Genomic DNA, 19,859 nt, shown 5'->3' with positions numbered 1-19,859 from the left:
GCCGACGCCTGGTTCGCGCCCACGCCTTCTTTTTTGGGGATCTTGACGGGGTGCATTTGGTCGGCTAGCGTGACCACGCGCCCAGCGCCGATCCCCGCTGATCCCCCCTGACGCCTCCTCGAGCAGCGACCGGACCCGGGGAGCGGTCCGAAGCGCGAACGGGGTGGGCGCCATCTCACTACCGGCGCGCACCAGGATCGGGTCGCCCATCGCCCGCCGCAGCCGGCCGAGCGCCCGGCTGGTCGCGGGGATGGACAGGTGGAGGCGCTCGGCCGCCGCCCGTCAACTCGCCCTCGTGACCGCTCAGTACGCTGTGCAGTGATCTTCCGATCGGCGAGAGGCGAGATTCGTGATGTTGCCTGCGGACAGTCACGTGCACAGCGAGTGGTCCTGGGACGCGCCGCTGGGCTCGATGGAGCGCACCTGCGAGAAGGCGGTGGAGCTCGGCCTGCCCGCGATCGCCTTCACGGAGCACGTCGATCACACCGTGTGGATGGTCAACCCCGACGTGCTGCACCCGGATGACCATCTGGCGACCGTGTGCTCACCGGATGGCGAGCTGACTCCGCCGCGGTTCGACGCGGCTGGATACCTGGAGGCGATCGAAAGGTGCCGGGAGCGCTTCCCGGAGTTGCAGATCCTTAGCGGTATGGAACTGGGGGAGCCACACTGGCATGCCGAGGAGATCGCGAAGCTGCTCGCGGCCGGGCCGTTCGATCGGCTGATCGGGTCGCTGCATTGCCTCCCGATCGGGGACAGGTTCACCGAGCCTCCGGGGCAGTTTGCGCGGCGACCCGCGGCGGAGGTCATGCGTGCCTACCTGGCGGAGATTCCCCGGCTGATCGAGCAGAGCGAGGTGTTCACAGTACTGGCGCACATCGACTATCCGATCCGTTACTGGCCGACGGAGCAGGCCGGGCCGTTCGATCTGCTGGAGTTCGAGGAGGAGTTCCGGCACGCGCTGCGGGTGACGGCGGAGTCGGGCAGAGTTCTGGAGATCAACACGCGCCTGCCGCTGCACTCGACCATCCTTCGCTGGTGGCGCGAGGAGGGCGGGCAGGCGGTGACGTTCGGGAGCGACGCGCACATGCCGTCGGCTGTGGCCCAAGGGTTCAAGGAGGCGGCGCACATGGCGGAGGCGCACGGCTTCCGCCCGGGCAAGGACATGCTGGGCATCTGGGGCCGGGCGGACTGACATGGTGTTGAGCGCGGAGATCTTGACAGTGGGATGGGGATGCGCTGCTCGTGACGGAGAACGAGGAACTGCGGGCAAGGGGTGACGATTTGGCTGCTGACGATGAGTTCGCGGATGAACTCCGCCAGGGCGGCGAAGACGTGGAAGACGAGGCGGCCGCCGGGGGTGGTGGTGTCGAGGTTCTCGTGCAGCGAGGTGAAGCCGACGCCGCGGGTGCGGAGTTCGGCGACCATGTTGATGAGGTCCTGGAGGCTGCGGCCGTAGCGGTCGAGCGGGGGAACGACGAGGGTGTCGCCGAGGTCGAGGAAGGCGTGGCACGCCTTCGACTCGGGGCGGAGCGCGTTCTTGCCGGACTTCTTGTCCGCGAAGATCTTCCGGCACCCGGCGGCGGTGAGCGCGTCGAGCTGCCGCTCCGGCTTCTGCCCGCTGGTCGAGACCCGGGCGTATCCGATCTTGATCTCGGTGTGGACGAGCGGCTCGGCGACGAGCAAGTCCGGCCGGTCGGCGGGTTCCAGAGAGGCCGTCATGACGGCCCTCCACTCGGGTCCGTGCGATGAGCCCCAAAGACATCCCAGGAGCTTAAGTGCCAAGCGGCGAGGGGTTTGGTGTGGTGTGACCAGGCGGTTGCCTCGTCGTAGAGAGTGAACCGCGCCGGGTTCGATGGAGACTCTGATGTACCCCGAGTTCGGTGGAGTCGGCTTGGTTGACTCTCATGCCAGCTGGGCGTTCGGGTAAAGCATCTCGTACTCGATGGGGGTGAGCATCCCCAGGGCACTGTGTCGTCGCTGCCGGTTGTGGAAGATCTCCAAGTACTCTGCGGGCGGGATGTTGCCGCAGGCGGTGTGCAGGCGGCGGTGGTTGAACCAGTCGAGGTATTCCAGCGCTGCCAACTCGACGTCGTCCATGTTCTTCCAGGGGCCGTAGCGGCGGATCAGCTCGGCTTTGAACAGCCCGTTGAAGGATTCGGCCAGGGCGTTGTCGTAGGAGTCGCCGCGGCTGCCCACTGAAGCGACCGCGCCGGTGTCGGCTAGGCGCTCGCTGTAGCGAATCGCCAGGTATTGCACCCCGCGATCGGAGTGATGGACCAGCTCGGACAAATCCGCTGGCTGCTCCTGGCTGCGACGCCACAGGGCCATCTCCAGCGCGTCCAGCGCCAGGTCGGTGCGCAGGTGCGTGGCGATCTGCCAGCCCACGACCATCCGGGAGTACACGTCGATGACGAACGCCGCATATACCCAGCCCGACCAGGTGCGGATATAGGTCAGATCAGCGACCCAGAGCCGGTTCGGCGCGGGGGCGTGGAAGTTACGGCCCACCAGATCGGCCGGCCGATCGGCCTGGTCACCGGCGATGGTGGTTCGCCGGACTTTCCCGCGAACTACTCCGACGATGCCCAACTCGCCCATCAGCCGCTGGACCGTGCATCGGGCGACCACATGGCCGTCACGGCGTAGCTGCCGGTAGATCTTGCGGGCGCCGTAACAGCAGTAGTTGTCCTGGTAGATGCGGGTGATCTCTGTCTTGAGCCGCTCATCGCGTACCGCTCGCGGGGACGGCGGCCGGCTGCGGGCCGCGTAATAGGTCGAGGCAGCGGTCTGCAGGACCCGGCAGATTGGCTCGACGCCGAACCGGGAACGGTGGGCATCGATGAAGGCGTTCATCTGGGAGGTCGAGGGTCGAGTTCCCTCGCGAAAAAAGCCGAGGCCGCCTTGAGGATCTCGTTGGCGCGGCGCAGTTCGCGGACCTCACGCTCCAGCACGGCCGTCCGTGCCACTGTGCTGGCCCAGGGCCGCCCGCTACGTCCGCGGTTGGCTGACCCCCTGCGCGCTGCTGCAACGCTGGTGGCGCAGCTGGTCAACCAGGCCCCGCCCGCTGAACTACAAGCCCTGGTCACAGCCGTCACCACAGGACGACCCCTCAACCTCTACGCCCTGCCTTAACAAACCACCGACTAGTGCGTCTCGCGCCACTTGTCATGCAGCAGGGGGATCTCCCGGTGCATGAACAGGTAGAAGTCGCGGAGCTCGGTCATGGTCTGCCCGGCGTGGGTCTGCGGTCCGCCGAGCGCCTCGATGCCCTCGTCGACCATGTCGGCGAGGGTCTTGTAGAGGCCGACCTTGGTCAGCGCGACCTCCCACCAACTGTCGTGGACCAGCCGGTAGACGTCGCGCCGGGATCCGGGCACCGGGTCTCGGGCGACCATTCCCAGCTGGACGAGGTAGCGGACCGCGCCGGAGATGGCGGCCGGGCTGACGTCGAGGCGTTCGGCCAGGTCGGGGGCGCTCAGCGTGTCCTCTTCCGCGACCGACAACGTCACCAGGACCCGGCCCGCCATCGGCGGGAAGCCCCAGTCGGCCAGCATCCGGCTGAGCCGCTCGACGAACTGACGCACCGCTTCCTCGTCCCTCATCCTGCTCCTCTCACCCCGCGTCAAGGATCCGTAGTTTAGTGTCTTCATGTCTTTCACGAACTTGTGAAGGCTATGTACATTCTAAAGTGTGAGCAACGTCATCTCCATGTCCGGCGTGACCAAACGGTTCGGCCGGACGACCGCACTGGACGGCCTCGACCTTGAGGTCAGGGCCGGTGAGGTGCATGGCTACCTGGGCCCGAACGGCGCAGGCAAGTCCACCACCATCCGCGTCCTTCTCGGGCTGCTGCGCGCCGACGCGGGCAGCTCTTCCATGCTCGGTGGCGACCCGTGGAAGGACGCCGTCGAGCTGCACCGCCGCCTGGCCTATGTGCCCGGCGACGTCACCCTCTGGCCGGGGCTGTCCGGCGGTGAGGTCATCGACCTGCTCGGCCGGCTGCGCGGCGGCCTGGACCCCCGGCGCAGGGCCGAGCTGATCGAGCGCTTCGAGCTGGACCCGCGCAAGAAAGGCCGCGCCTACTCCAAGGGCAACAGGCAGAAGGTCGCCCTGGTGGCCGCGCTGGCCTCCGACGTCGAGCTGTTCCTGCTGGATGAGCCGACCTCCGGGCTCGACCCGCTCATGGAGGCGGTCTTCACCCAGTGCGTCGGCGAACTACGCGCGCAGGGCCGTACGATCCTGCTGTCCAGCCACATCCTGGCCGAGGTCGAGAAGTTGTGCGACCGGGTGAGCATCATCCGCGACGGCCGCATAGTCGAGACCGGCACCCTCTCCGAGTTGCGCCACCTGACCAGGACCACCATCACCGCGGAGCTGGCCGGGTCGCCCAACGGCCTGCACGGCGTGCACGACCTTCGTATCGACGGCAACCGGGTGACCTTCCAGGTGACGACCGGCGAGCTCGACGCGGCGTTGCGCCAGCTGACCAGCCTGGGCGTGCGCACGCTGACCAGCCAGCCGCCGACGCTGGAAGAGCTGTTCATGCGCCACTACGCCCGGGTGGACAGCTGATGACGGGCACGCGAGCGCTGGTCCGGCTGATTCTGCGCCGCGACCGCGTGATCCTGCCGATCTGGGTGCTCCTGCTGGCGATCATGCCCGTCACCCAGATCTCCGCCATCGGCGGACTCTATTCCACCGACGCCGAGCTGCAGGCCTTCGCCGCCTCCATGCGTGCCACTCCGGCCTTCTTCGCCCTGTACGGCCCGCTGCTGGACTGGCACGTGGCGGCGCTGGGCGTGTGGCGCGCCGGATTCGTTCCGGTGATCCTCGGCCTGGCCAGCCTGCTCACGGTGATCCGGCACACCCGGGCAGAAGAGGAGAGCGGACGCCGCGAGCTGCTGGGCTCCACCGTGCTCGGCCGCCACGCCCCGCTGGCCGCCGCCCTCATCGTCGTCGCGTCGGCCAACGTGATCGCCGGCCTGATCGTGGCCGGCTCCCTCGCCGGGACGTATCCGGTAGCCGGCGCACTGGCGGCCGGGCTCGACTACGCCCTGGTCGGCATCGCCTTCGCCGCGATCGGCGCGGTGGCCGCCCAGCTCACCGAGAGCGCCTCCGGAGCTCGGGTGATCGGCATCGCCGCTTTCGGGCTGGCGTTTCTGCTGCGGATGGCCGGTGACACCACCGACGCCTCCTGGCTGTCGTGGTTGTCGCCCATCGCCTGGGGGCAAAAACTGCGCCCCTTCGCCGACGAGGAATGGTGGCCGCTGGCTCTGTTCGCCGCCTTCATCGCCGTGACCTGCTACGCCGCCTACGCGCTAGCTGCCCGGCGCGACGTCGCAGCCGGCCTGCTACCGCCCAGGCTGGGTCCCGCGCAGGCCGCGCCCGGCCTGGCTGGCCCGCTCGCGCTGGCCTGGCGCCTGCACCGCGGGCTGCTGCTGGCCTGGTGCGCGGGCTTCGCCGTCTTCGGCGCGGTGATCGGCAGCGCCGCCGACGCCGCCTCCTCCGCATTGCGGCAAAACGCCCAGATCATGGAGATGCTCAACCGGCTCGGCGGCGGAACCGACCCGGCCGACCTGTTCATCGCCGTGCTGATCGGCATCTTCGGCATCGCCGTGTCCGGCTACGCCATCCAGGCCGCGCTGCGGCTGCGTACCGAGGAGAGCCTCGCCCGCGCCGAGCCGCTGCTGGCCACCGCGGTCAGCCGCGTCGGCTGGGCGGCCGGCCACACGCTGTTCGCCGTGCTCGGCCCGGCGGTGGTCCTCGCCGTGACCGGCCTGGCCGTCGGTCTGTCGTACGGTGCGGCCTCAGGAGACATAGCCGCCCACCTGCCTGCCACGCTGGGCGCGGCTCTCGCTCAGCTCCCCGCGGTATGGACCTTCTCCGGTCTGGCCCTCGCCCTGTTCGGCCTGCTGCCCCGCCTGGTCGCCGCGGCATGGGCGGTCCTGGCGCTGTTCCTGCTCTTCGGCCAGGTGGGCGCGCTACTGGAGCTGCCCCAGGTGCTGCTGGACCTGTCACCCTTCAGCCACCTGCCCACACTACCGGGCGGCGATGTCTCGGCGACCCCGCTGGTGGCCATGACCGCGATCGCCGCGGCGCTGACCATCGCCGGCCTGTACGGCTTCCGCCGCCGCGACGTCGGCTAAGCGTGTTCTTTAACCTCGGGCCTCGAACGGTTTTCGGGGGGTGCGGGTGGCCTCGGTGACTGAGACACCGTCGTCGACCAGGCGGCGCAGCGTCGCCGGTTCGGCGGACCCCCGCAAGACCTTCACTGGCGCTGAACCCGCCGCGGTCGACGCTCAGCTGGGTGGGTTCTTCCACCTGGACGTCGCCGCCCGCCGCCGGGCGATGGCCGCCAACGGGGCTCGCAACCAGCTCGGGCGCTGCAGTTGGGCACGGTGCGTTTCCTGGGCACCTTCCTACTGGACCCCCAAGTTCCGCCACCAGCACCTGGCCGGCCTTGGGCACCACATACGGCTCGGCGAAACTGCTGCCCGCGTCACCGCCGAGGCTGCCCCCGCCACCCGCTGGCGTCCCCGCTGACCTCATTCACAGAGACCCGCTCCGGTGGAAGATGATCTCCATCAGCGCGGAGCTCAGTAAGAAATTTCTGACCGTCTTCCCTGGTCAGATAGTTTCGTCGGCGCCCGAGTAAAGGTCGATAGCGGAGGGCCAGAGGTGGACGACGTTCTCGCCGCTGACGAAGCCGGCAACCTTCTGACCGCGTTTCATCTGGTTACGGAGGAAGCTCGCTTCGATGACGGACCCCTGCCGCTGGCGCTGACGGCGGTGTGGAATGACGAGCGGCTGCTGCTGGTCTCACCGCCTGCGCCGGTGCTGGGAACTGCCCGGCGACATGATCGACCCGAGTGAGACACCACGCCAGGCGGCCTTGCAGACCGGCCTGGAGGTCGCTGACCTCGTGTTTGCCGGACACGCGCGTTTCGTGCTCGGCCCCGAGAGGCGCGTCGAGTACGCGGCCCTCACCACCGCGCACCCTGGCTTCACCCCCAACGAGGAGATCAGCGCGATCTGCTGGTAGGACGGCGTTCAGCCCCTCGTCGGCCGCGTCGAGCTGCTGGACGCCTATCTGGGAAAGCTGGCCAGGGGCAGGTAGCTCTGGATAGACCATCAGTGAAGCGCAGGACTGATGTCAGCGGAAACGCAGGTCTGTGACAGTGAAGTCGGGCAAGCGCAGAACAATGTCAGCAGGATTCAGCACCCTATGAGTGCGGAAACAGCCTTGGCCGTCGAGCCAGAACGCGCAACTCAGAAGCCCAAGAAGGGACAGCCGGTATCCGACTGCTGCCAATGAAACTCTCGTGGCAGTTGGCGCTTTGATCACCCGGAGCGCCTGGCGCCTCAATCGGCCGACGGTCTCCCAGCTCGCGATCAGTCGCCTTTGGCCGTCGAGTCGGCGCCCCGGTCCGGATGTGCCACGCCCGGATCTCAGCCGCTCACTCCGACCATGCACGCCGGGCCCGGCATCCGCTCCCCGCCCAGCCGGGGAGGCATCACGACCGCGTGCACGATGCCCGAAGAACGCATCCGCAGGTTGGACGTCGGCGTAGGCGGCCCTCGCCGCGGCGGCGATCGTGGCCAGCGCCTCGTACCGGCCCGACGCGCCCTCCACAGGCTCGCGGTGGTGCGGTCCATGGTCGCGGGTGGCGGCGATCGAGTGGCTGGATCCGCTGTGGCCCGCCGGTCACTGGGTCCCCGAGCAGATCCGGGCGGCGGGCGGTGAGCCGCTGCTGGCCGAAGCGGGCGAGCACACCACCGCCATCGGCTGGGAGAGGCTGCGAGCCTCCCAACCCGAGGTGGTCCCGCTGATGCCCTGCGGCTTTCCTCCCGAACGGGCGCGAGCGGAGTGGCTTTGCTGACCTGCCATCCGGGCTGGGCCGACCTGCCGGCGGTCCGCGCGGGCCAGGTGTGGGTGCTGGACGGACCGGCGTACTTCAACAGGCCCGGGCCGCGCGTGGTACGAGGGGTGGAGGTCCTCACCCAGGTGCTCCACGGTGTGCGCGCCGGTGCTCCCGTCGAATGTGGGGAGGCGCGCCGGGTCTGACGGGTGGTACGCACTTTGTCGTTGATGGGTGGTGTGCGAGCATGGTCGGCGTAGGCGAGCGCGGAACGAGGAAGCCGGTGTGAATCCGGCGCGGTCCCGCCACTGTGATCGGCGAGCGAATCCCGACGAAGCCACTGCCCGGATAACGGGTGGGAAGGCCGGGAGGAGCGTTGACCCGAGAGCCAGGAGACTCACGCGGTCGCCTCCTCAGAGAAATTGGGGCGGATCTCCCCAAGAGAGGAACGGTGATCGCCATGCCGCGCATCTGGCATGAGGGCCTTCGGGATGCCCGCGTCACGAGCTTCTTTTAAAGATCCGGCTCCTTGCCCCATCCCGCTCATCGGGCTCAGCCCGTGAGTGAAAGGACCTGTTCATGACGAGCCGACGCTCGCTTTTCTTCCTCCCACTTCTAATATCCGCCTTGCTGGTGGTCGGCTGCGGAACCACCGAGCAGACCGCCGGTCCCACGGGCGCCGCGAACCCGGCGGCGAGCTCGGCCGCCGCGGGGTTCCCCCTCACCGTGACCAACTGCGGCGTGACCACTACCTTCCAGAAGCCACCGCAGCGGGCGGTGACACTCAACCAGCACGTCACCGAGATCATGCTCGCTCTCGGACTGGAGAAGTCGATGGTCGGGACCGCCTACCTCGACGACGAGATCCAGCCCGACTACCAGGCCGCCTACAACGGAATCAAGGTGCTCGCCGAGGAGTACCCCTCTTACGAGGCGTTGCTGTCGGCCGAGCCCGACTTCGTCTACGGCGGATTCAACAGCGCCTTCGCCGAGAAGGAGGGGCGCGGCCGGGACGCCCTGGCCAAGGCCGGGATCGACTCCCACGTCAACATCGAAGCATGCCCGACCGGTCCGGTGACCATGACCCAAGTCGAGGACGAGATCCGGACGATCGGCAAGATCTTCGGCGTGCCCGACCGCGCTGAGCGGCAGATCGCCGCGATGCGCGGCGTGCTGGACGGCGTCAAGGCCAAGATCGACGGGGCCGACCCGATCAAGGTGTTCGTCTACGACAGCGGCGACAAGACCGCCTTCACCGCTGGCGGCGCCGGAATCGGCAACGAGATGATCAAACTGGCGGGTGGGACGAATCTGTTCGCCGACCTTCCCAAGTCCTTCGGAGACGTCTCCTTCGAGCAGGTCGCCGAGCGGGCGCCCGACGTGATCGTCATCTACGACTACGGCGACGATTCCGTGGAGGGCAAGAAGAAGTTCCTGCTCGCCAATCCGGCCCTCAAGGACGTGCCCGCGATCAGGGACCAGCGGTTCGCGGTGCTGCCGCTGTCGTCCACGGTGCTGGGCGTACGGATGCCCTCTGGCGTGGAGTCACTGGCCCGCCAGATCCACCCGGACCGCTTCGCGTGACCAAGATCGCCCCGTCCAGGCCGTCGGCACCCGTGGTCGTCGGCGGTCGCGGGCGCGTGCCGTACACGCTGGTCCTGGCGGTGCTCGCCGTTGCCGTGGTGGCGGCCGCCACGGCCGGGGTCGCGGTCGGTTCGGTGCGCCTGCCGTTCGGCGAGGTGTGGGCCATCGTGCTGCACCGGCTGTATGCGCCTCTGGTCGAGCCCACCTGGGCGCCGGTCCGGGAGACGATCGTGATGGACGTCCGCGTCCCTCGCATTCTGCTGTGCGGCGTGGTGGGCGCGGGGTTGTCGGTGTGCGGGATGGCCCTGCAGGCGCTGGTGCGCAACCCGCTGGCCGACCCGATGCTGCTCGGGGTGTCCTCGGGCGCGACGGTCGGCGCGGTCGTCGTCATGGTGTTCAACGTCTCGCTGCTGGGGGCGTTCTCGCTGCCGCTGGCCGCTTTCGCCGGTGCCTTCGCGGCGCTGGTGCTGGTCTACTTCCTGGCCCGCACCGGCGGGCGGATGACGACGGTGCGGCTGGTGCTGTCCGGGGTCGCCACGGCCGAGGTCCTCTCGGCGGTGGCCAGCTACCTCATCGTCACCTCCAACGACCCGCACAAGGCCGATTCGGCGCTGCGCTGGATGCTGGGCGGCCTGGCCGGCACCACCTGGGACCTCGTCTGGATCCCCGCGGCGGCAGTGCTGCTCGGCACCGGCGTGCTGCTGGGTCTTGGCCGCCCGCTCAACCTGCTGCTGGCCGGGGAGGAAGCCGCCGCCGCCCTGGGGCTGAACGTGCACCGCTTTCGCGGCGCGCTGTTCGCGCTGGTCGCCCTGATGATCGGCGCGATCGTCGCGGTCAGCGGTTCCATCGGGTTCGTGGGGCTGATGCTGCCGCACGTGGTGCGCCTGCTGGTCGGCGCCGACCATCGGCGCGCGCTGCCCGCTGTCGCCCTGCTAGGCGCGGCCTTCCTCATCGCCGCCGACCTCGCCGCCCGCAGTGTGATCGCCCCCGAGGAGATCCCGATCGGCATCCTGACCGCCCTGACCGGAGGGCCTTTCTTCCTGTGGCTCATGCGGCGGAGGGCGGCCCGGTGACCCCGGCGGACAGACCCGCGGCTCTGCGCCTAGAGGGCGTCGGCGTCGTCGTCAGCGGCAAGGTCCTGGTGCGGGAGGTGTCCTTGGACATCGCCCCGGGCGAGGTCGTCGCGCTTGTCGGCCCCAACGGCGCGGGCAAGTCCACCCTGCTGCGCACCCTCTACCGCGCACTGCGCCCCACGTCGGGACAGGTGACGTTGGACGGCGAAGACGTCTGGCGGATGACCGGCAGGCGGCTGGCCCGGCGGCTGGCCGCCGTCCTGCAGGAGGCGCCCGGCGAGTTCGAGCTGACCGTGTACGACGTGGTGGCGATGGGCCGAACCCCCTACAAGCGGGCGTTCCAGGGCGACGACGCCGACGACCGGGCCATCGTCACGGGCGCGCTGCAGGAGTTGGACGTCGCCGATCTCGCCCAGGCTCCGTTCGACCGGCTGTCCGGCGGCGAGAAGCAGCGCGTCCTCATCGCCCGCGCCCTGGCGCAACAAGCCGGGACGATGGTGCTGGACGAGCCGACCAACCATCTCGACCTGCGCCACCAACTGGACGCCCTGCGGCTGGTGCGGCGGCTCGGGGTGACCGCCGTCGTCGCGCTGCACGACCTCAACCTGGCCGCGGCGTTCTGTGACCGGATCTGCGTCATGGACACCGGCCGCCTGATCGCCGCGGGCCCGCCCGCCCAGGTGCTCACCACGGCACTGCTGGCCGAGGTCTACCGGGTCGAGGCCGAGGTCACCCTGCACCCCCGCAGCGGCGTCCCGCAGATCAGCGTGCTTGCGGGAGACCTGACATGACCCGCCTGCGGCCCGCCCGGCCCGAAGCCGTCGCCACCGCACTGGTCGACCTCGCCGACCTGAGCCCTTTCTTCACCCTCGCCGTCGGCGAGACCGACGGCGCCTGGCGGCCCGTCACAGACGCCTACGCGGATGGGCTCGCCCATTTGGTGGCCGACCGGGTGACCCGGTACGGCACGCCCGAGCACCGCATCGCCGCGTCCGTCGTCCAGCTCGGCCACGCCGCCCGGCTGTGGTCTGTCGTGCTTGGCTGCGTCGTCGCGCACGATATCGTCCCCGACCTCGGAGACCTCCACCAGCAGGTGAACGGACCCGCTCTCCGGCTGCCCGTAGCCCGCGGCTGGTACGCACCCGAGGGCGAGGACCTCGTCCAGGTCCTCCACCGCATGGTCATGGACGAGCATCTGGCCGCACTGGCCGCCGGGCTGCGCGTCAAGGTCGCCCCGGGACTGCTGCGCGGCAACGCGGGCTCCGCCCTGGCCGAGGCGGCGCGCACCCTCCTGCGAGCCCGCCCCGCCCTGCGCGGGCCCCTCACCCACCTCGCCGGCCGGCTGCTCGACAGCGCGGCGCTGCGCGGCACCGGCGAGTTCACCGGGCCCGATCTGACCTTCCGGCGACGCAGTTGCTGCCTGTACTACCGCGTCCCGGGCGGCGAGAAGTGCGGAGACTGTTCACTGGACCGGTCACGACGGTGAGAGGCGTCGCAGCAGATAGGTGTCCATGATCCAGCCTTTGCGTTCGCGAGCCTCGGCGCGCAGTTCGCCGATACGGTCGGCGACTTCGGGCACCGGCCCGGCCACCAGGATCTCGTCGGGGGTGCCGAGGTAGGCGCCCCAGTAAATGTGGAACTCCTCGCCCAGCTCGGCGAAGGCGCAGTGCGCGTCGAGCATGACGACGATGTCGTCGGCCGCGGCGGCGGGTGAGTATGTGCCACTTCGGCGTCAAGGTCGGCGACAGTGACGAGGACCTGCGCGCCCTGCTGGCCCGGATCGAGGCCCGCCCCGACATCTTCGCCCTCATGGGAGTGGTCGACGGCTGACGATGTGATCACGAGAAGCGATGGTTGAAGGCCTGCTCTCGGCACGCCTATACGGCTTTGAAGTCGGCGAGCCGGACCTGCGCTCCGCAGGACCGATCGCCTTCGGCTCCTCGACGGAATCCTCTCGGTCACCGACAACGCCGGCGCCATTTTCGCGCCGGCTGTGGCCGACGCCACGGCACCCGCCGAGGAAGTGCCCTCAGCCGAGGAACTCGGTGTCCGGCTAGCGGCGTTCATCGGCTGTCGGGTCCAGGACGTCCACGCCCGCGGCATGGCCGCCCACCCGGTGCTTGGCGAGGTGTACCTGTCGGTGACGCGCGGAGCGGAGCGAGGGCTCTACCAGGCTTAATTCGGATCGCCACCAACGGGTCACTGAGCCAAATGCTGCTCGACGCGGTTGCCTTCGCCCGAGACCACGATGGACCAGCAGAAAGGTGTCGGCCGATGCTGCTTTGCTGACAGACATGACGACGGTGAATTGGGAGCGGATGCCCGGGGAGACGGTAGAGGAGTTCGTCGCGGCGCTGCTGCTGCTCAAGCACCCGCACGGCAACCGGCCCACACCCTCCCGCGGGGATCGGGGTGTCGACGTGCGGGTCTGGAACCCCGACGGCTATGACATCTACCAGATAAAACGCTACAGCCGGGCGCTCACCGCGCGGCAGGCGACCAGCGTCGAAAACTCTTGGAACACCTTCACCGCCGAGACACTGCCCCTGCTGCCGGTGCGCTCCTGGACGCTGGTCACCCCCTGGGAGCCCAGCAACGAGCGGCTTGACTGGCTCGATCAGCTCACCGCCAGCATCGGCATCCGCACCCACTGGATGGGCGGCGCCCGCCTCGACGTGATGGCCGCCGACAACCCCGCGCTGGTGGCGTACTACTTCGGCGACGGCGGGCAACGCCTGCACCGTCTCATGACCGAGGCGCTGCACGGCAGCCGCGAGGTTCCCGAAGGCGTGCCAGCCGAGGATCTACTCCAGGCCATCATCACCCGCCAGCGCAGCCTGACCACCGCGCTGAACGAGGTGGACCCCTTTTACCGCTACGAACTGCACGTGCGTCCCGGCCGCGTGGCCGACCAGCCATGGGACGGCGATCTGCACACCGCCGCCGATGTTGCATGGGTGCACTACCGGCAACTGGACGAGGAGTCCTACCTGGTCATGCGGCTGCTGTCGCGTTGCGCCGAGTCGCTGCACCTACGGCCGATCACGGCCTCAGTCCAGCTCGAGGTCCCCATCGGCTCACCTGAGCACCAGGCGGTCGAAGACTGGCTGCGCTACGGTGCCCCCTTCCACGATGTACCCGGCACCGTCACCAGCATCACTGGGCCACCAGGCCTGCTGCGGGCCAGCGGACCGGGCCGGTTCACCTTCCTGGTTCCCGCCGGATCCGACAACGAACGACCCGACCTGGAGGTCCGGCTGCTGGCCAGCGACGACGCGGTGATACACACGCTCGATCTCATCAACGTGCGCATCTCCCGTGGCGTGGACGGTCCCGGCGGGTGGCTGTCGGGCACCGATCGTGCCGGCGTCCTGGAGTTCCGGTTCATGCTCAACGGACCCGACCGCGACCAGGTGCGGATGACCATGACATCCCTGGTCGGCAAGACCCCTGCCGACGTGCTGCCAACGGTCCAGATGGTGGCCGACCTCGCGACCGCCACCGGCCTGCTTCTCGCGGTACGCGGCGGCCGGTCCCTCACCCCGATATGGCGGCCGGAGGAGTCCGAGGTGCGCGCCTCACCCTTGATCGATATGGCCCGCTGGACGATCACCTTCCTGGAGGCCCTGCTCGCCGTGCAAGCCCACACCCTTCAGCGCGTGACCATCCCTGACCTGGACGACATCACCTCCGAGCAGATCACCGAGATAATCCAACTGGGACGGCTGCTGTGCGGCGAAGAAATCCGCACCACCTGGACCCAGGTCACCATGACCCTCGCCACCCCGGACCGTCTGCCCTCCTCCCACCAGGAATTCGGCCTCATGGCCACCAGCCCGATCCAGCTGAACCTGGCCGGCCGCCACATCATGCTCGACGATGTTCAGCGCCGCGTCCTTTACCACAGCGCCCGCCTGGCCGACCCACACCAGATCGTCACCGCCCAATCGGGCGACACCATCCAGCTGGTACCCGGCTTCACCGCCACCGCCACCCTCGCCGTCGTACCCGCGGCCGACGCCAACCCCTGAACCACGCGAGCGAGGCAATCAACCTTCAGCCGAGGTCGCGATGTCCTGGGCCAGAACACGGTGGACGCTGGCGATCGAAGGGGCTCCCTTGTACTCGCGCTCCGTGGCGAGCTACGCCGGCAGGGGCACTACGACGTCGCGGACGCGCTGCGCTGCTCGACAGCGGGACGCTAGCGGCAAGCGCCGGCAAACGGGTCCTGGCCGGGGTCCGCGGCCTGCCGGCGCTGGCGCGGCGGAAGGTGGGCGTCAAGCCGCTGCTGCCGCGCGAGGTGGACGACAAGCTCGTGCCGCCCGCGTGGCGTAAGGCGGTGTACGCCAACCCCGACCTGCCGCAGGGCGCGGTGGACCGGGACGCGTACGTGGTGTGCGTGCTGGAGCAGCTGCACCGGGCCCTGAACAACCGCGACGTCTTCGCCTCACCTGCGGGGGCTGGACGCCGGGTGGAAGCAGCTGGCCGAACGTCTGGAGGAGGCGGGGCCGGCCGCGAAGGTCTCCATCGAGGTGCAGGACGACGGGCGGGTGAAGCTGAACGTTGACAAGCTCGGCGCGCTCGGCGAGCCGAAGTCCCTGACCTGGCTGCGCAAGCGGGTCGAGAAGATGCTCCCGAAGATCGACCTGCCTGACCTGCTGTTCGAGGTCCACGGCTGGACCGGCTTCCTGGACGCCTTCGTGCACCTCGGGGACGGCACCACCCGGATGAAGGACCTGTCCACCTCGGTGGTCGCGCTGCTGGTGTCCGAGGCGTGCAACATCGGCTTGGCCCCGGTGGTGAACCCCGGCTACGAGGCCCTGACCCGGGCCCGGCTCGTACACGTCGACCAGTACTACCTGCGCGCCGACACCATCGCCGCGGCGAACTCGCGGCTGATCGCCGCCCAGGCCGCCGTGCCCATCGTGAAGTTCTGGGGCGACGGGCTGCTCGCCTCGGTGGACGGGCTACGGTTCGTCGTCCCCGTCCGTACGGTCAGCGCGGCGCCGTCGCCGAAGTACTTCGGGTTCAAGCGGGGCATCACCTGGCTCAACGCCGTCAAACGACCAGGTCGCGGGCATCGGGCAGATGGTCGTCCCGGGCACCCCGCGCGACTCCCTGCACATCCTGGACGCGCTGCTGAACCTGGACGGCGGGGTGAAGCCGGAGATGGTGGCGACCGACAACGCCTCGTACTCCGACATGGTGTTCGGCCTGTTCAAGATCCTCGGCTACAACTTCAGCCCGCGGTTCCGCGACCTGGACGACCAGCGGTTCTGGCGGGCCACGATGCCCGGCGTCGAGACGGGCACGTACGGCGCGGTGGAAGACCTGGCCCGCAACCGCGTGAACCTGAACAAGGTGATCACGCAGTGGCCGGACATGCTGAAGGTCGCCGGTTCCCTGGTCACCAACCAGGTCCGTGCCTACGACCTGCTGCGCATGTTCGGGCGCGAGGGGCGCCCGACTCCGCTGGGTGCGGCGTTCGCCGAGTACGGGCGCATCGCCAAGACCGAGCACCTGCTGCGCGTGGTCGACCCGGTGGACGACACCTACCGCCGGCAGATGAACCGGCAGCTCACCGTGCAGGAGTCCCGCCACAAGCTCGCGAGGGACGTATGCCACGGCAAGCGCGGCACCATCCACCAGGCGTACCGCGACGGGATGGAGGACCAGCTCGGCGTGCTCGGTCTGGTCCTCAACGCCATCGTGCTCTGGACGCCCCGGTACATCGACGCCGCCGTCGCCCAGCTCCAGGCCGAGGGACACGAGATCCGGGAGGAGGACATCGCCCGGCTCTCCCCGCTCAAACACCGCAACCTGAATCTGCTCGGCCGTTACAGCTTCACCGCCTCGACCCCGGCCGCCGGCACTCTGCGCCCGCTGCGCGACCCGGACGCGGTGGAGTTGGACGAGGACGACGAGGGCGAGGGCGAGGCGTGAGCACGCCACTTTTAGCTTGTACATGCGAAGAATGGGCCGGAGGGTTTTCCCTCCGGCCCGTTCGGGTTTTCCGTACCGCTGTCAGATGCTCCGGCGGGGCACCGGGGGAGTGGCGGCTCGGCCGCTGCCTCGCTGTGCCGCTGTTCCCCCGTGAGTCTGCCCTCGGCTTGCCGTACGGCCGGTGGCTGTGGTTGATCGGGCGGTGGCGGCTGCTGCTCGGGCCTCGATCGAAGAGAGATTCACACACCGCCCAACGACTCGAAGAGCTTCAGGTGACACGAACCGGATCACGAGACACTAGTTGGCATCCTGCTGTTCCAGCCATTTTGTAATCACCTGGTTTGTTTCTTCCGGCTTTTCCTGCTGGATCCAATGACCGCAATCCAGATTGACCACTTCCACATGGGGCACGAACTCCGCCAGTTTCTCAGACCTCTGGACCACATCCCGGTCGCCGTAGATCATGAGCGTGGGCTGCTGGATGATCGGGTCCACGTCCGCCAGCAAGCGCCAGTTGCGGTCAAGGTTCCTGTACCAATTCACACTGCCCGTGAACCCTGTCGATTCGAAGGCGGAGACGAAAACGGCCAGTTCGCTGTCGCTCATGACGGGATCACCGAGTGGCGTTTCCGCTCTGGCGAGATCGATCAGCGCCATACCCGGCTGAGGCTCCCTGGGGGGCTCGTTCTTCCGGTACATGTTGCGAAGGAACTGGAAGGTATTCTCTTCGAACACGGCGTCCGCGACGCCTGGCTGCCGATTGAAGTGGACGAAATAGAAGTCGCCGCCAAGCACATCTTCCATGAACTCGACCCAGGGCTTTTCTCCGCGCTCCTGGTAAGGCAAGCTCAGGTTGATCACTTTGTTTACACGGTTCGGATGCAGCAGGGTCAGTCCCCAGACGACCATTGCACCCCAGTCATGACCGACAAAGGTGGCATCCTCGTATCCGTAGTGATCGAGAAGTGCGACGAGATCACCCGACAGGTGTTCAATGTCGTAGTCTGTCACTTCGGCCGGGCGGGATGAGTTCCCGTAACCCCGCTGGTTCGGGACGATGACATGGTAGCCCGCTGCGGCAAGGGCGGGCACCTGATGGCGCCAGGAAAAGGCGTGCTCCGGCCAGCCATGACAGAGCACAATGGGTTTCCCCGTATTCTGTCGGCCTGCTTCAAAGACCTCAAGCTCCACACCGTTGACTGAAACAAGGGTGGGCTCGGGGAAATCGGCTGGATCGAACATTGCATTTCCTCTCTTTCTTTTCGGGGTGATCAGGCGGCGAAGGTTCCCGAAGACAGCGTCGGCGCACCCCTGACAGGCCGAGGGCCGATGCGGTCGTGGGCAGTGGGACTCGCCGGTGAGGTCATGTCGCCATCCTGCCGACCAGAACCGGTCAACCCATGACCGGTTTATGTGAAAGTGTCGTCGGCATGCGAACCGACCGGCTGGTGGCCATCCTCCTCCTGCTGCAACGGCGCGAGCAGGTGACAGCAGCAGAGGTCGCCCAAGAGTTGGAGATCTCCGAGCGCACCGCCCGCCGCGACCTCGACGCCCTGGCCATGGCCGGGGTGCCCCTGTACTCCATGCAGGGCCGAGGCGGCGGCTGGCGCCTCGTGGGCGGCGCCCGCACCGACCTGTCCGGGCTGACCGCGAGTGAGGCCCGCGCCCTGTTCCTGGTTGCCGGCCCGGCCTCGGCTGCGACGCCGACCGTGAAAGCAGCCCTGCGCAAGCTCGTCCATGCCCTGCCGGAGCCCTTCCGGGTGCAGGCCGAAGCAGCAGCGTCGTCGTTGGTCACGGACCCGCAACGATGGGGGTCGAGTCGGATCGAGCACCGACCACCCCGCTTCCTCGACGAACTCCAAGACGCAGTGATCCGCGGCGTCCAGGTGCGGCTCGGCTACGTCGACCGCAAAGGCGCCGAAACCGAGAGAACCGTCCACCCGCTGGGCATCGTCGCCAAAGGTCCGTCGTGGTACCTCGTCTCCCACACCGAGGCCGGCCGGCGGACCTTCCGGATCGACCGCGTGTCGTCCGCCGACCCGACCGACGATCCCGTGCACCGACCCGAGGGCTTCGACCTTGCCGAGAGCTGGCGCGAGATCGCCGACGAGGTCGACCGCAAGCGAACGCCCCTCGAGATCCAGGCGGTATGCGCGCCCCACGGGATAGGCCTGCTCCGGATGGCGCTCGGCGGTCGGCTCGAGGTGGGAGGTTCCACGACCGACGGCCGCATCGAGGTCGTGATCCGCGGCCACGACGAGTACGTGCTCGCCGGCGAGCTTGCCTGGCTGGTCGAATGGCTCGAGGTGACTGGCCCTCCGGGTGTGCGAGACCACCTGGCCGCGATCGGCAACGCGCTAGTCGAGCGATACGGCTGAGACCGTCCCATAGTGTCGAAGTGCGGATCTTGGAGGCGTCCTCGCGGAAAGCGGTGTCCCGGACGAAGTGGAGCCTGTTTTCGATCACCCAGTGCGCCCTCAAGACCGTCGCGATGCGTTCCGGGGACGCCTGCCGGCTGGTCAGATCGGTGATCACGTAGACGGTCTCGCGGCGCTGCTTGCCGGTCTTGGTGTCGGTGCGGTGCCGTACGACCTTGGCGACCTGGGCGGCGTGGGGGAAGTCGACGCCGAGGTCGGTGACAGTCAGCACCTGCACGGCCCGGGTCTCCTTGCGGCCGTGCCCCTGGGTGCGGTCGTAGAACTTCGCCGTCACCTCGCCCCAGGGCAGGGTCCGCATCTGTTCGTAGAGGTTCTTCTGGTTCCGCTTCACCGTAAAGGCGTAGTGCGCCTTCTTCACCTCGACGAGGAAGCGGGCGTGGTCGCGCTGAGTGTGCAGTGCGTCGCCGGTCACCGTGACTCCTTGCAGGTCATAGGGGTCCAACAGGGCGGCGAAGCACGTGATCTCGTTCGTCCTCTCGGGGACCCTCAGCATGGTGACGGTCATCCCGGTGCCGGTCATCGCGGCCAGCAGATGGGCGGCCGGGGTGGTTCCGAGGCGCGAGCCGCGGGCGCTCTTGCCGTCGACCGCGAGGGTGTCGGCACCGGCTGGGTCGTGTCCGAGGAGGTCGGCCAGGCCGCCGGGGCAGGTGTCCTTGATGACCCGCCGGATCGTCGCGCCGCTGGGCGGGATGCGCACGGCCAGGGCGGTTGCGGTACGGGCACCGAGCCGGGTCAGAACGTCCTGCGGGGCGTCGGCGGCCCACTCATCGATCGCCACGTAACTCCTCGCCCCGCTCACCACAGCGGAGCAGGCGATCAGCAGCACTGCCACGAAGGGGGGCAGACCAAGTAAGCCGGAAAGGGCTAATAGGGCTGGTCAGAGCCCGCGCTGGAGCCTGATACGTGATCGGTTGTGCTGCTCGACCGGCGGCAGGGGCTCCTGGGCGGTGTCCTGTGAG

General features: G+C 68.5%; 17 protein-coding genes, 5 pseudogenes, 1 riboswitch and 1 other annotated feature. Of the genes and pseudogenes, 15 read left to right on the top strand and 7 right to left on the bottom strand.

Translation table 11 applies throughout. The annotated features are described in order from the left end of the window. Window positions 1–267: pseudogene (locus ABZU75_RS37860) on the bottom strand (LysR family transcriptional regulator); the annotation flags it as partial. Window positions 268–352: 85 nt separating this feature from the next. On the opposite strand from ABZU75_RS37860, the gene ABZU75_RS37855 reads away from it, so the two are divergent. Next, window positions 353–1,195 (top strand): PHP domain-containing protein, encoded by an 843-nt coding sequence (locus tag ABZU75_RS37855; protein WP_355565396.1) that lies wholly within the window; start codon window positions 353–355, stop codon window positions 1,193–1,195. 155 nt (window positions 1,196–1,350) lie between these two features. On the opposite strand, the pseudogene ABZU75_RS37850 reads toward ABZU75_RS37855, so the two are convergent. From ABZU75_RS37850 to ABZU75_RS37840, 3 genes and pseudogenes are all read right to left on the bottom strand, one after another. Continuing rightward, window positions 1,351–1,722, bottom strand: a pseudogene (locus ABZU75_RS37850) (recombinase family protein); the annotation flags it as partial. A 183-nt stretch (window positions 1,723–1,905) separates the two neighbouring features. Beyond that, window positions 1,906–2,951 (bottom strand): annotated as a pseudogene (locus ABZU75_RS37845) (IS3 family transposase); the annotation flags it as partial. After that, window positions 2,781–2,895 (bottom strand) — a sequence feature (AL1L pseudoknot). (Overlaps the previous pseudogene by 115 nt.) 195 nt (window positions 2,952–3,146) lie before the next feature. Then, the gene (locus ABZU75_RS37840; protein WP_350928315.1) at window positions 3,147–3,605 is read right to left on the bottom strand and encodes a MarR family transcriptional regulator; all 459 of its coding nucleotides are present in this window, start codon (window positions 3,603–3,605) and stop codon (window positions 3,147–3,149) included. An 88-nt stretch (window positions 3,606–3,693) separates the two neighbouring features. Here ABZU75_RS37840 and ABZU75_RS37835 point away from each other — a divergent pair, with 88 nt between their 5' ends. From ABZU75_RS37835 to ABZU75_RS37785, 11 genes are all read left to right on the top strand, one after another. After that, the gene (locus tag ABZU75_RS37835; RefSeq protein WP_355565389.1) at window positions 3,694–4,575 is read left to right on the top strand and encodes an ABC transporter ATP-binding protein; all 882 of its coding nucleotides are present in this window, start codon (window positions 3,694–3,696) and stop codon (window positions 4,573–4,575) included. Further along, window positions 4,575–6,149 (top strand): ABC transporter permease, encoded by a 1,575-nt coding sequence (locus ABZU75_RS37830; RefSeq protein ID WP_355565386.1) that lies wholly within the window; start codon window positions 4,575–4,577, stop codon window positions 6,147–6,149. The genes ABZU75_RS37835 and ABZU75_RS37830 overlap by 1 nt, the downstream gene beginning before the upstream one ends. 55 nt (window positions 6,150–6,204) lie before the next feature. Beyond that, window positions 6,205–6,546, top strand: a complete 342-nt coding sequence (locus tag ABZU75_RS37825) for a hypothetical protein (protein WP_355565383.1) — start codon at window positions 6,205–6,207, stop codon at window positions 6,544–6,546. Window positions 6,547–6,681: 135 nt separating this feature from the next. Continuing rightward, a complete protein-coding gene (locus tag ABZU75_RS37820; protein ID WP_355565380.1) occupies window positions 6,682–6,876 on the top strand; it encodes a hypothetical protein in 195 nt (64 codons plus the stop codon). Further along, the gene (locus ABZU75_RS37815) at window positions 6,860–7,045 is read left to right on the top strand and encodes a hypothetical protein (protein ID WP_355565377.1); all 186 of its coding nucleotides are present in this window, start codon (window positions 6,860–6,862) and stop codon (window positions 7,043–7,045) included. The genes ABZU75_RS37820 and ABZU75_RS37815 overlap by 17 nt, the downstream gene beginning before the upstream one ends. Before the next feature lie 553 nt (window positions 7,046–7,598). Next, window positions 7,599–7,883 carry a hypothetical protein gene (locus ABZU75_RS37810; RefSeq protein WP_355565374.1) on the top strand — a complete coding sequence of 95 codons (285 nt, stop codon included), beginning with the start codon at window positions 7,599–7,601 and terminating at the stop codon, window positions 7,881–7,883. Further along, window positions 7,877–8,068: a hypothetical protein gene (locus tag ABZU75_RS37805; RefSeq protein ID WP_355565371.1), complete on the top strand. Its 192-nt coding sequence runs from the start codon at window positions 7,877–7,879 to the stop codon at window positions 8,066–8,068. Before ABZU75_RS37810 ends, ABZU75_RS37805 begins: the two co-directional genes overlap by 7 nt. 14 nt (window positions 8,069–8,082) lie before the next feature. After that, window positions 8,083–8,282: riboswitch (cobalamin riboswitch) on the top strand. A gap of 213 nt (window positions 8,283–8,495) precedes the next feature. Then, window positions 8,496–9,446 carry an ABC transporter substrate-binding protein gene (locus ABZU75_RS37800; RefSeq protein WP_355565393.1) on the top strand — a complete coding sequence of 317 codons (951 nt, stop codon included), beginning with the start codon at window positions 8,496–8,498 and terminating at the stop codon, window positions 9,444–9,446. Next, window positions 9,443–10,519, top strand: coding sequence for an iron ABC transporter permease (locus tag ABZU75_RS37795; protein WP_355565368.1), 1,077 nt, complete (start codon window positions 9,443–9,445; stop codon window positions 10,517–10,519). Before ABZU75_RS37800 ends, ABZU75_RS37795 begins: the two co-directional genes overlap by 4 nt. Next, window positions 10,516–11,310, top strand: coding sequence for an ABC transporter ATP-binding protein (locus tag ABZU75_RS37790; protein WP_355565365.1), 795 nt, complete (start codon window positions 10,516–10,518; stop codon window positions 11,308–11,310). Before ABZU75_RS37795 ends, ABZU75_RS37790 begins: the two co-directional genes overlap by 4 nt. Beyond that, entirely contained in the window at window positions 11,307–12,005 is a 699-nt protein-coding gene (locus ABZU75_RS37785; RefSeq protein WP_355565362.1) for a (2Fe-2S)-binding protein, read from the top strand. The genes ABZU75_RS37790 and ABZU75_RS37785 overlap by 4 nt, the downstream gene beginning before the upstream one ends. Here the strand turns inward: ABZU75_RS37785 and ABZU75_RS37780 are convergent. Further along, entirely contained in the window at window positions 11,994–12,200 is a 207-nt protein-coding gene (locus ABZU75_RS37780) for a hypothetical protein (RefSeq protein ID WP_355565359.1), read from the bottom strand. The two genes, ABZU75_RS37785 and ABZU75_RS37780, sit on opposite strands and share 12 nt — an antisense overlap. A 613-nt stretch (window positions 12,201–12,813) precedes the next feature. On the opposite strand from ABZU75_RS37780, the gene ABZU75_RS37775 reads away from it, so the two are divergent. Together ABZU75_RS37775 and ABZU75_RS37770 are read left to right on the top strand one after the other, a co-directional pair. Further along, window positions 12,814–14,550 (top strand): hypothetical protein, encoded by a 1,737-nt coding sequence (locus tag ABZU75_RS37775; protein WP_355565356.1) that lies wholly within the window; start codon window positions 12,814–12,816, stop codon window positions 14,548–14,550. A 266-nt stretch (window positions 14,551–14,816) separates the two neighbouring features. Beyond that, window positions 14,817–16,462, top strand: a pseudogene (locus ABZU75_RS37770) (transposase); the annotation flags it as partial. A 297-nt stretch (window positions 16,463–16,759) separates the two neighbouring features. On the opposite strand, the gene ABZU75_RS37765 reads toward ABZU75_RS37770, so the two are convergent. After that, window positions 16,760–17,704: an alpha/beta hydrolase gene (locus ABZU75_RS37765; protein ID WP_355565353.1), complete on the bottom strand. Its 945-nt coding sequence runs from the start codon at window positions 17,702–17,704 to the stop codon at window positions 16,760–16,762. Between the two features lie 188 nt (window positions 17,705–17,892). Between ABZU75_RS37765 and ABZU75_RS37760 the strand changes: the two genes are divergently transcribed. Beyond that, window positions 17,893–18,840, top strand: coding sequence for a WYL domain-containing protein (locus ABZU75_RS37760; RefSeq protein WP_355565350.1), 948 nt, complete (start codon window positions 17,893–17,895; stop codon window positions 18,838–18,840). Between the two features lie 40 nt (window positions 18,841–18,880). Here the strand turns inward: ABZU75_RS37760 and ABZU75_RS37755 are convergent. Further along, window positions 18,881–19,678, bottom strand: a pseudogene (locus ABZU75_RS37755) (ISAs1 family transposase); the annotation flags it as partial. Window positions 19,679–19,859 lie beyond the last annotated feature (181 nt).

It is taken from the genome of Streptosporangium sp. NPDC005286, from assembly GCF_040607515.1.
Lineage (GTDB): Bacteria > Actinomycetota > Actinomycetes > Streptosporangiales > Streptosporangiaceae > Streptosporangium.
Note: the sequence above shows the minus strand (reverse complement) of the source record. Positions and strands in the feature narration are given on the sequence as shown.

Excerpts from the sequence above, each read along its gene's own strand:
- ABZU75_RS37855 (WP_355565396.1), top strand. The coding sequence starts at position 353 with ATGTTGCCTGCGGACAGTCACGTGCACAGCGAGTGGTCCTGGGACGCG.
- ABZU75_RS37840 (WP_350928315.1), bottom strand. The coding sequence starts at position 3,605 with ATGAGGGACGAGGAAGCGGTGCGTCAGTTCGTCGAGCGGCTCAGCCGG.
- ABZU75_RS37830 (WP_355565386.1), top strand. The coding sequence starts at position 4,575 with ATGACGGGCACGCGAGCGCTGGTCCGGCTGATTCTGCGCCGCGACCGC.
- ABZU75_RS37815 (WP_355565377.1), top strand. The coding sequence starts at position 6,860 with ATGATCGACCCGAGTGAGACACCACGCCAGGCGGCCTTGCAGACCGGC.
- ABZU75_RS37785 (WP_355565362.1), top strand. The coding sequence starts at position 11,307 with ATGACCCGCCTGCGGCCCGCCCGGCCCGAAGCCGTCGCCACCGCACTG.
- ABZU75_RS37780 (WP_355565359.1), bottom strand. The coding sequence starts at position 12,200 with ATGCTCGACGCGCACTGCGCCTTCGCCGAGCTGGGCGAGGAGTTCCAC.
- ABZU75_RS37775 (WP_355565356.1), top strand. The coding sequence starts at position 12,814 with ATGACGACGGTGAATTGGGAGCGGATGCCCGGGGAGACGGTAGAGGAG.
- ABZU75_RS37765 (WP_355565353.1), bottom strand. The coding sequence starts at position 17,704 with ATGTTCGATCCAGCCGATTTCCCCGAGCCCACCCTTGTTTCAGTCAAC.
- ABZU75_RS37760 (WP_355565350.1), top strand. The coding sequence starts at position 17,893 with ATGCGAACCGACCGGCTGGTGGCCATCCTCCTCCTGCTGCAACGGCGC.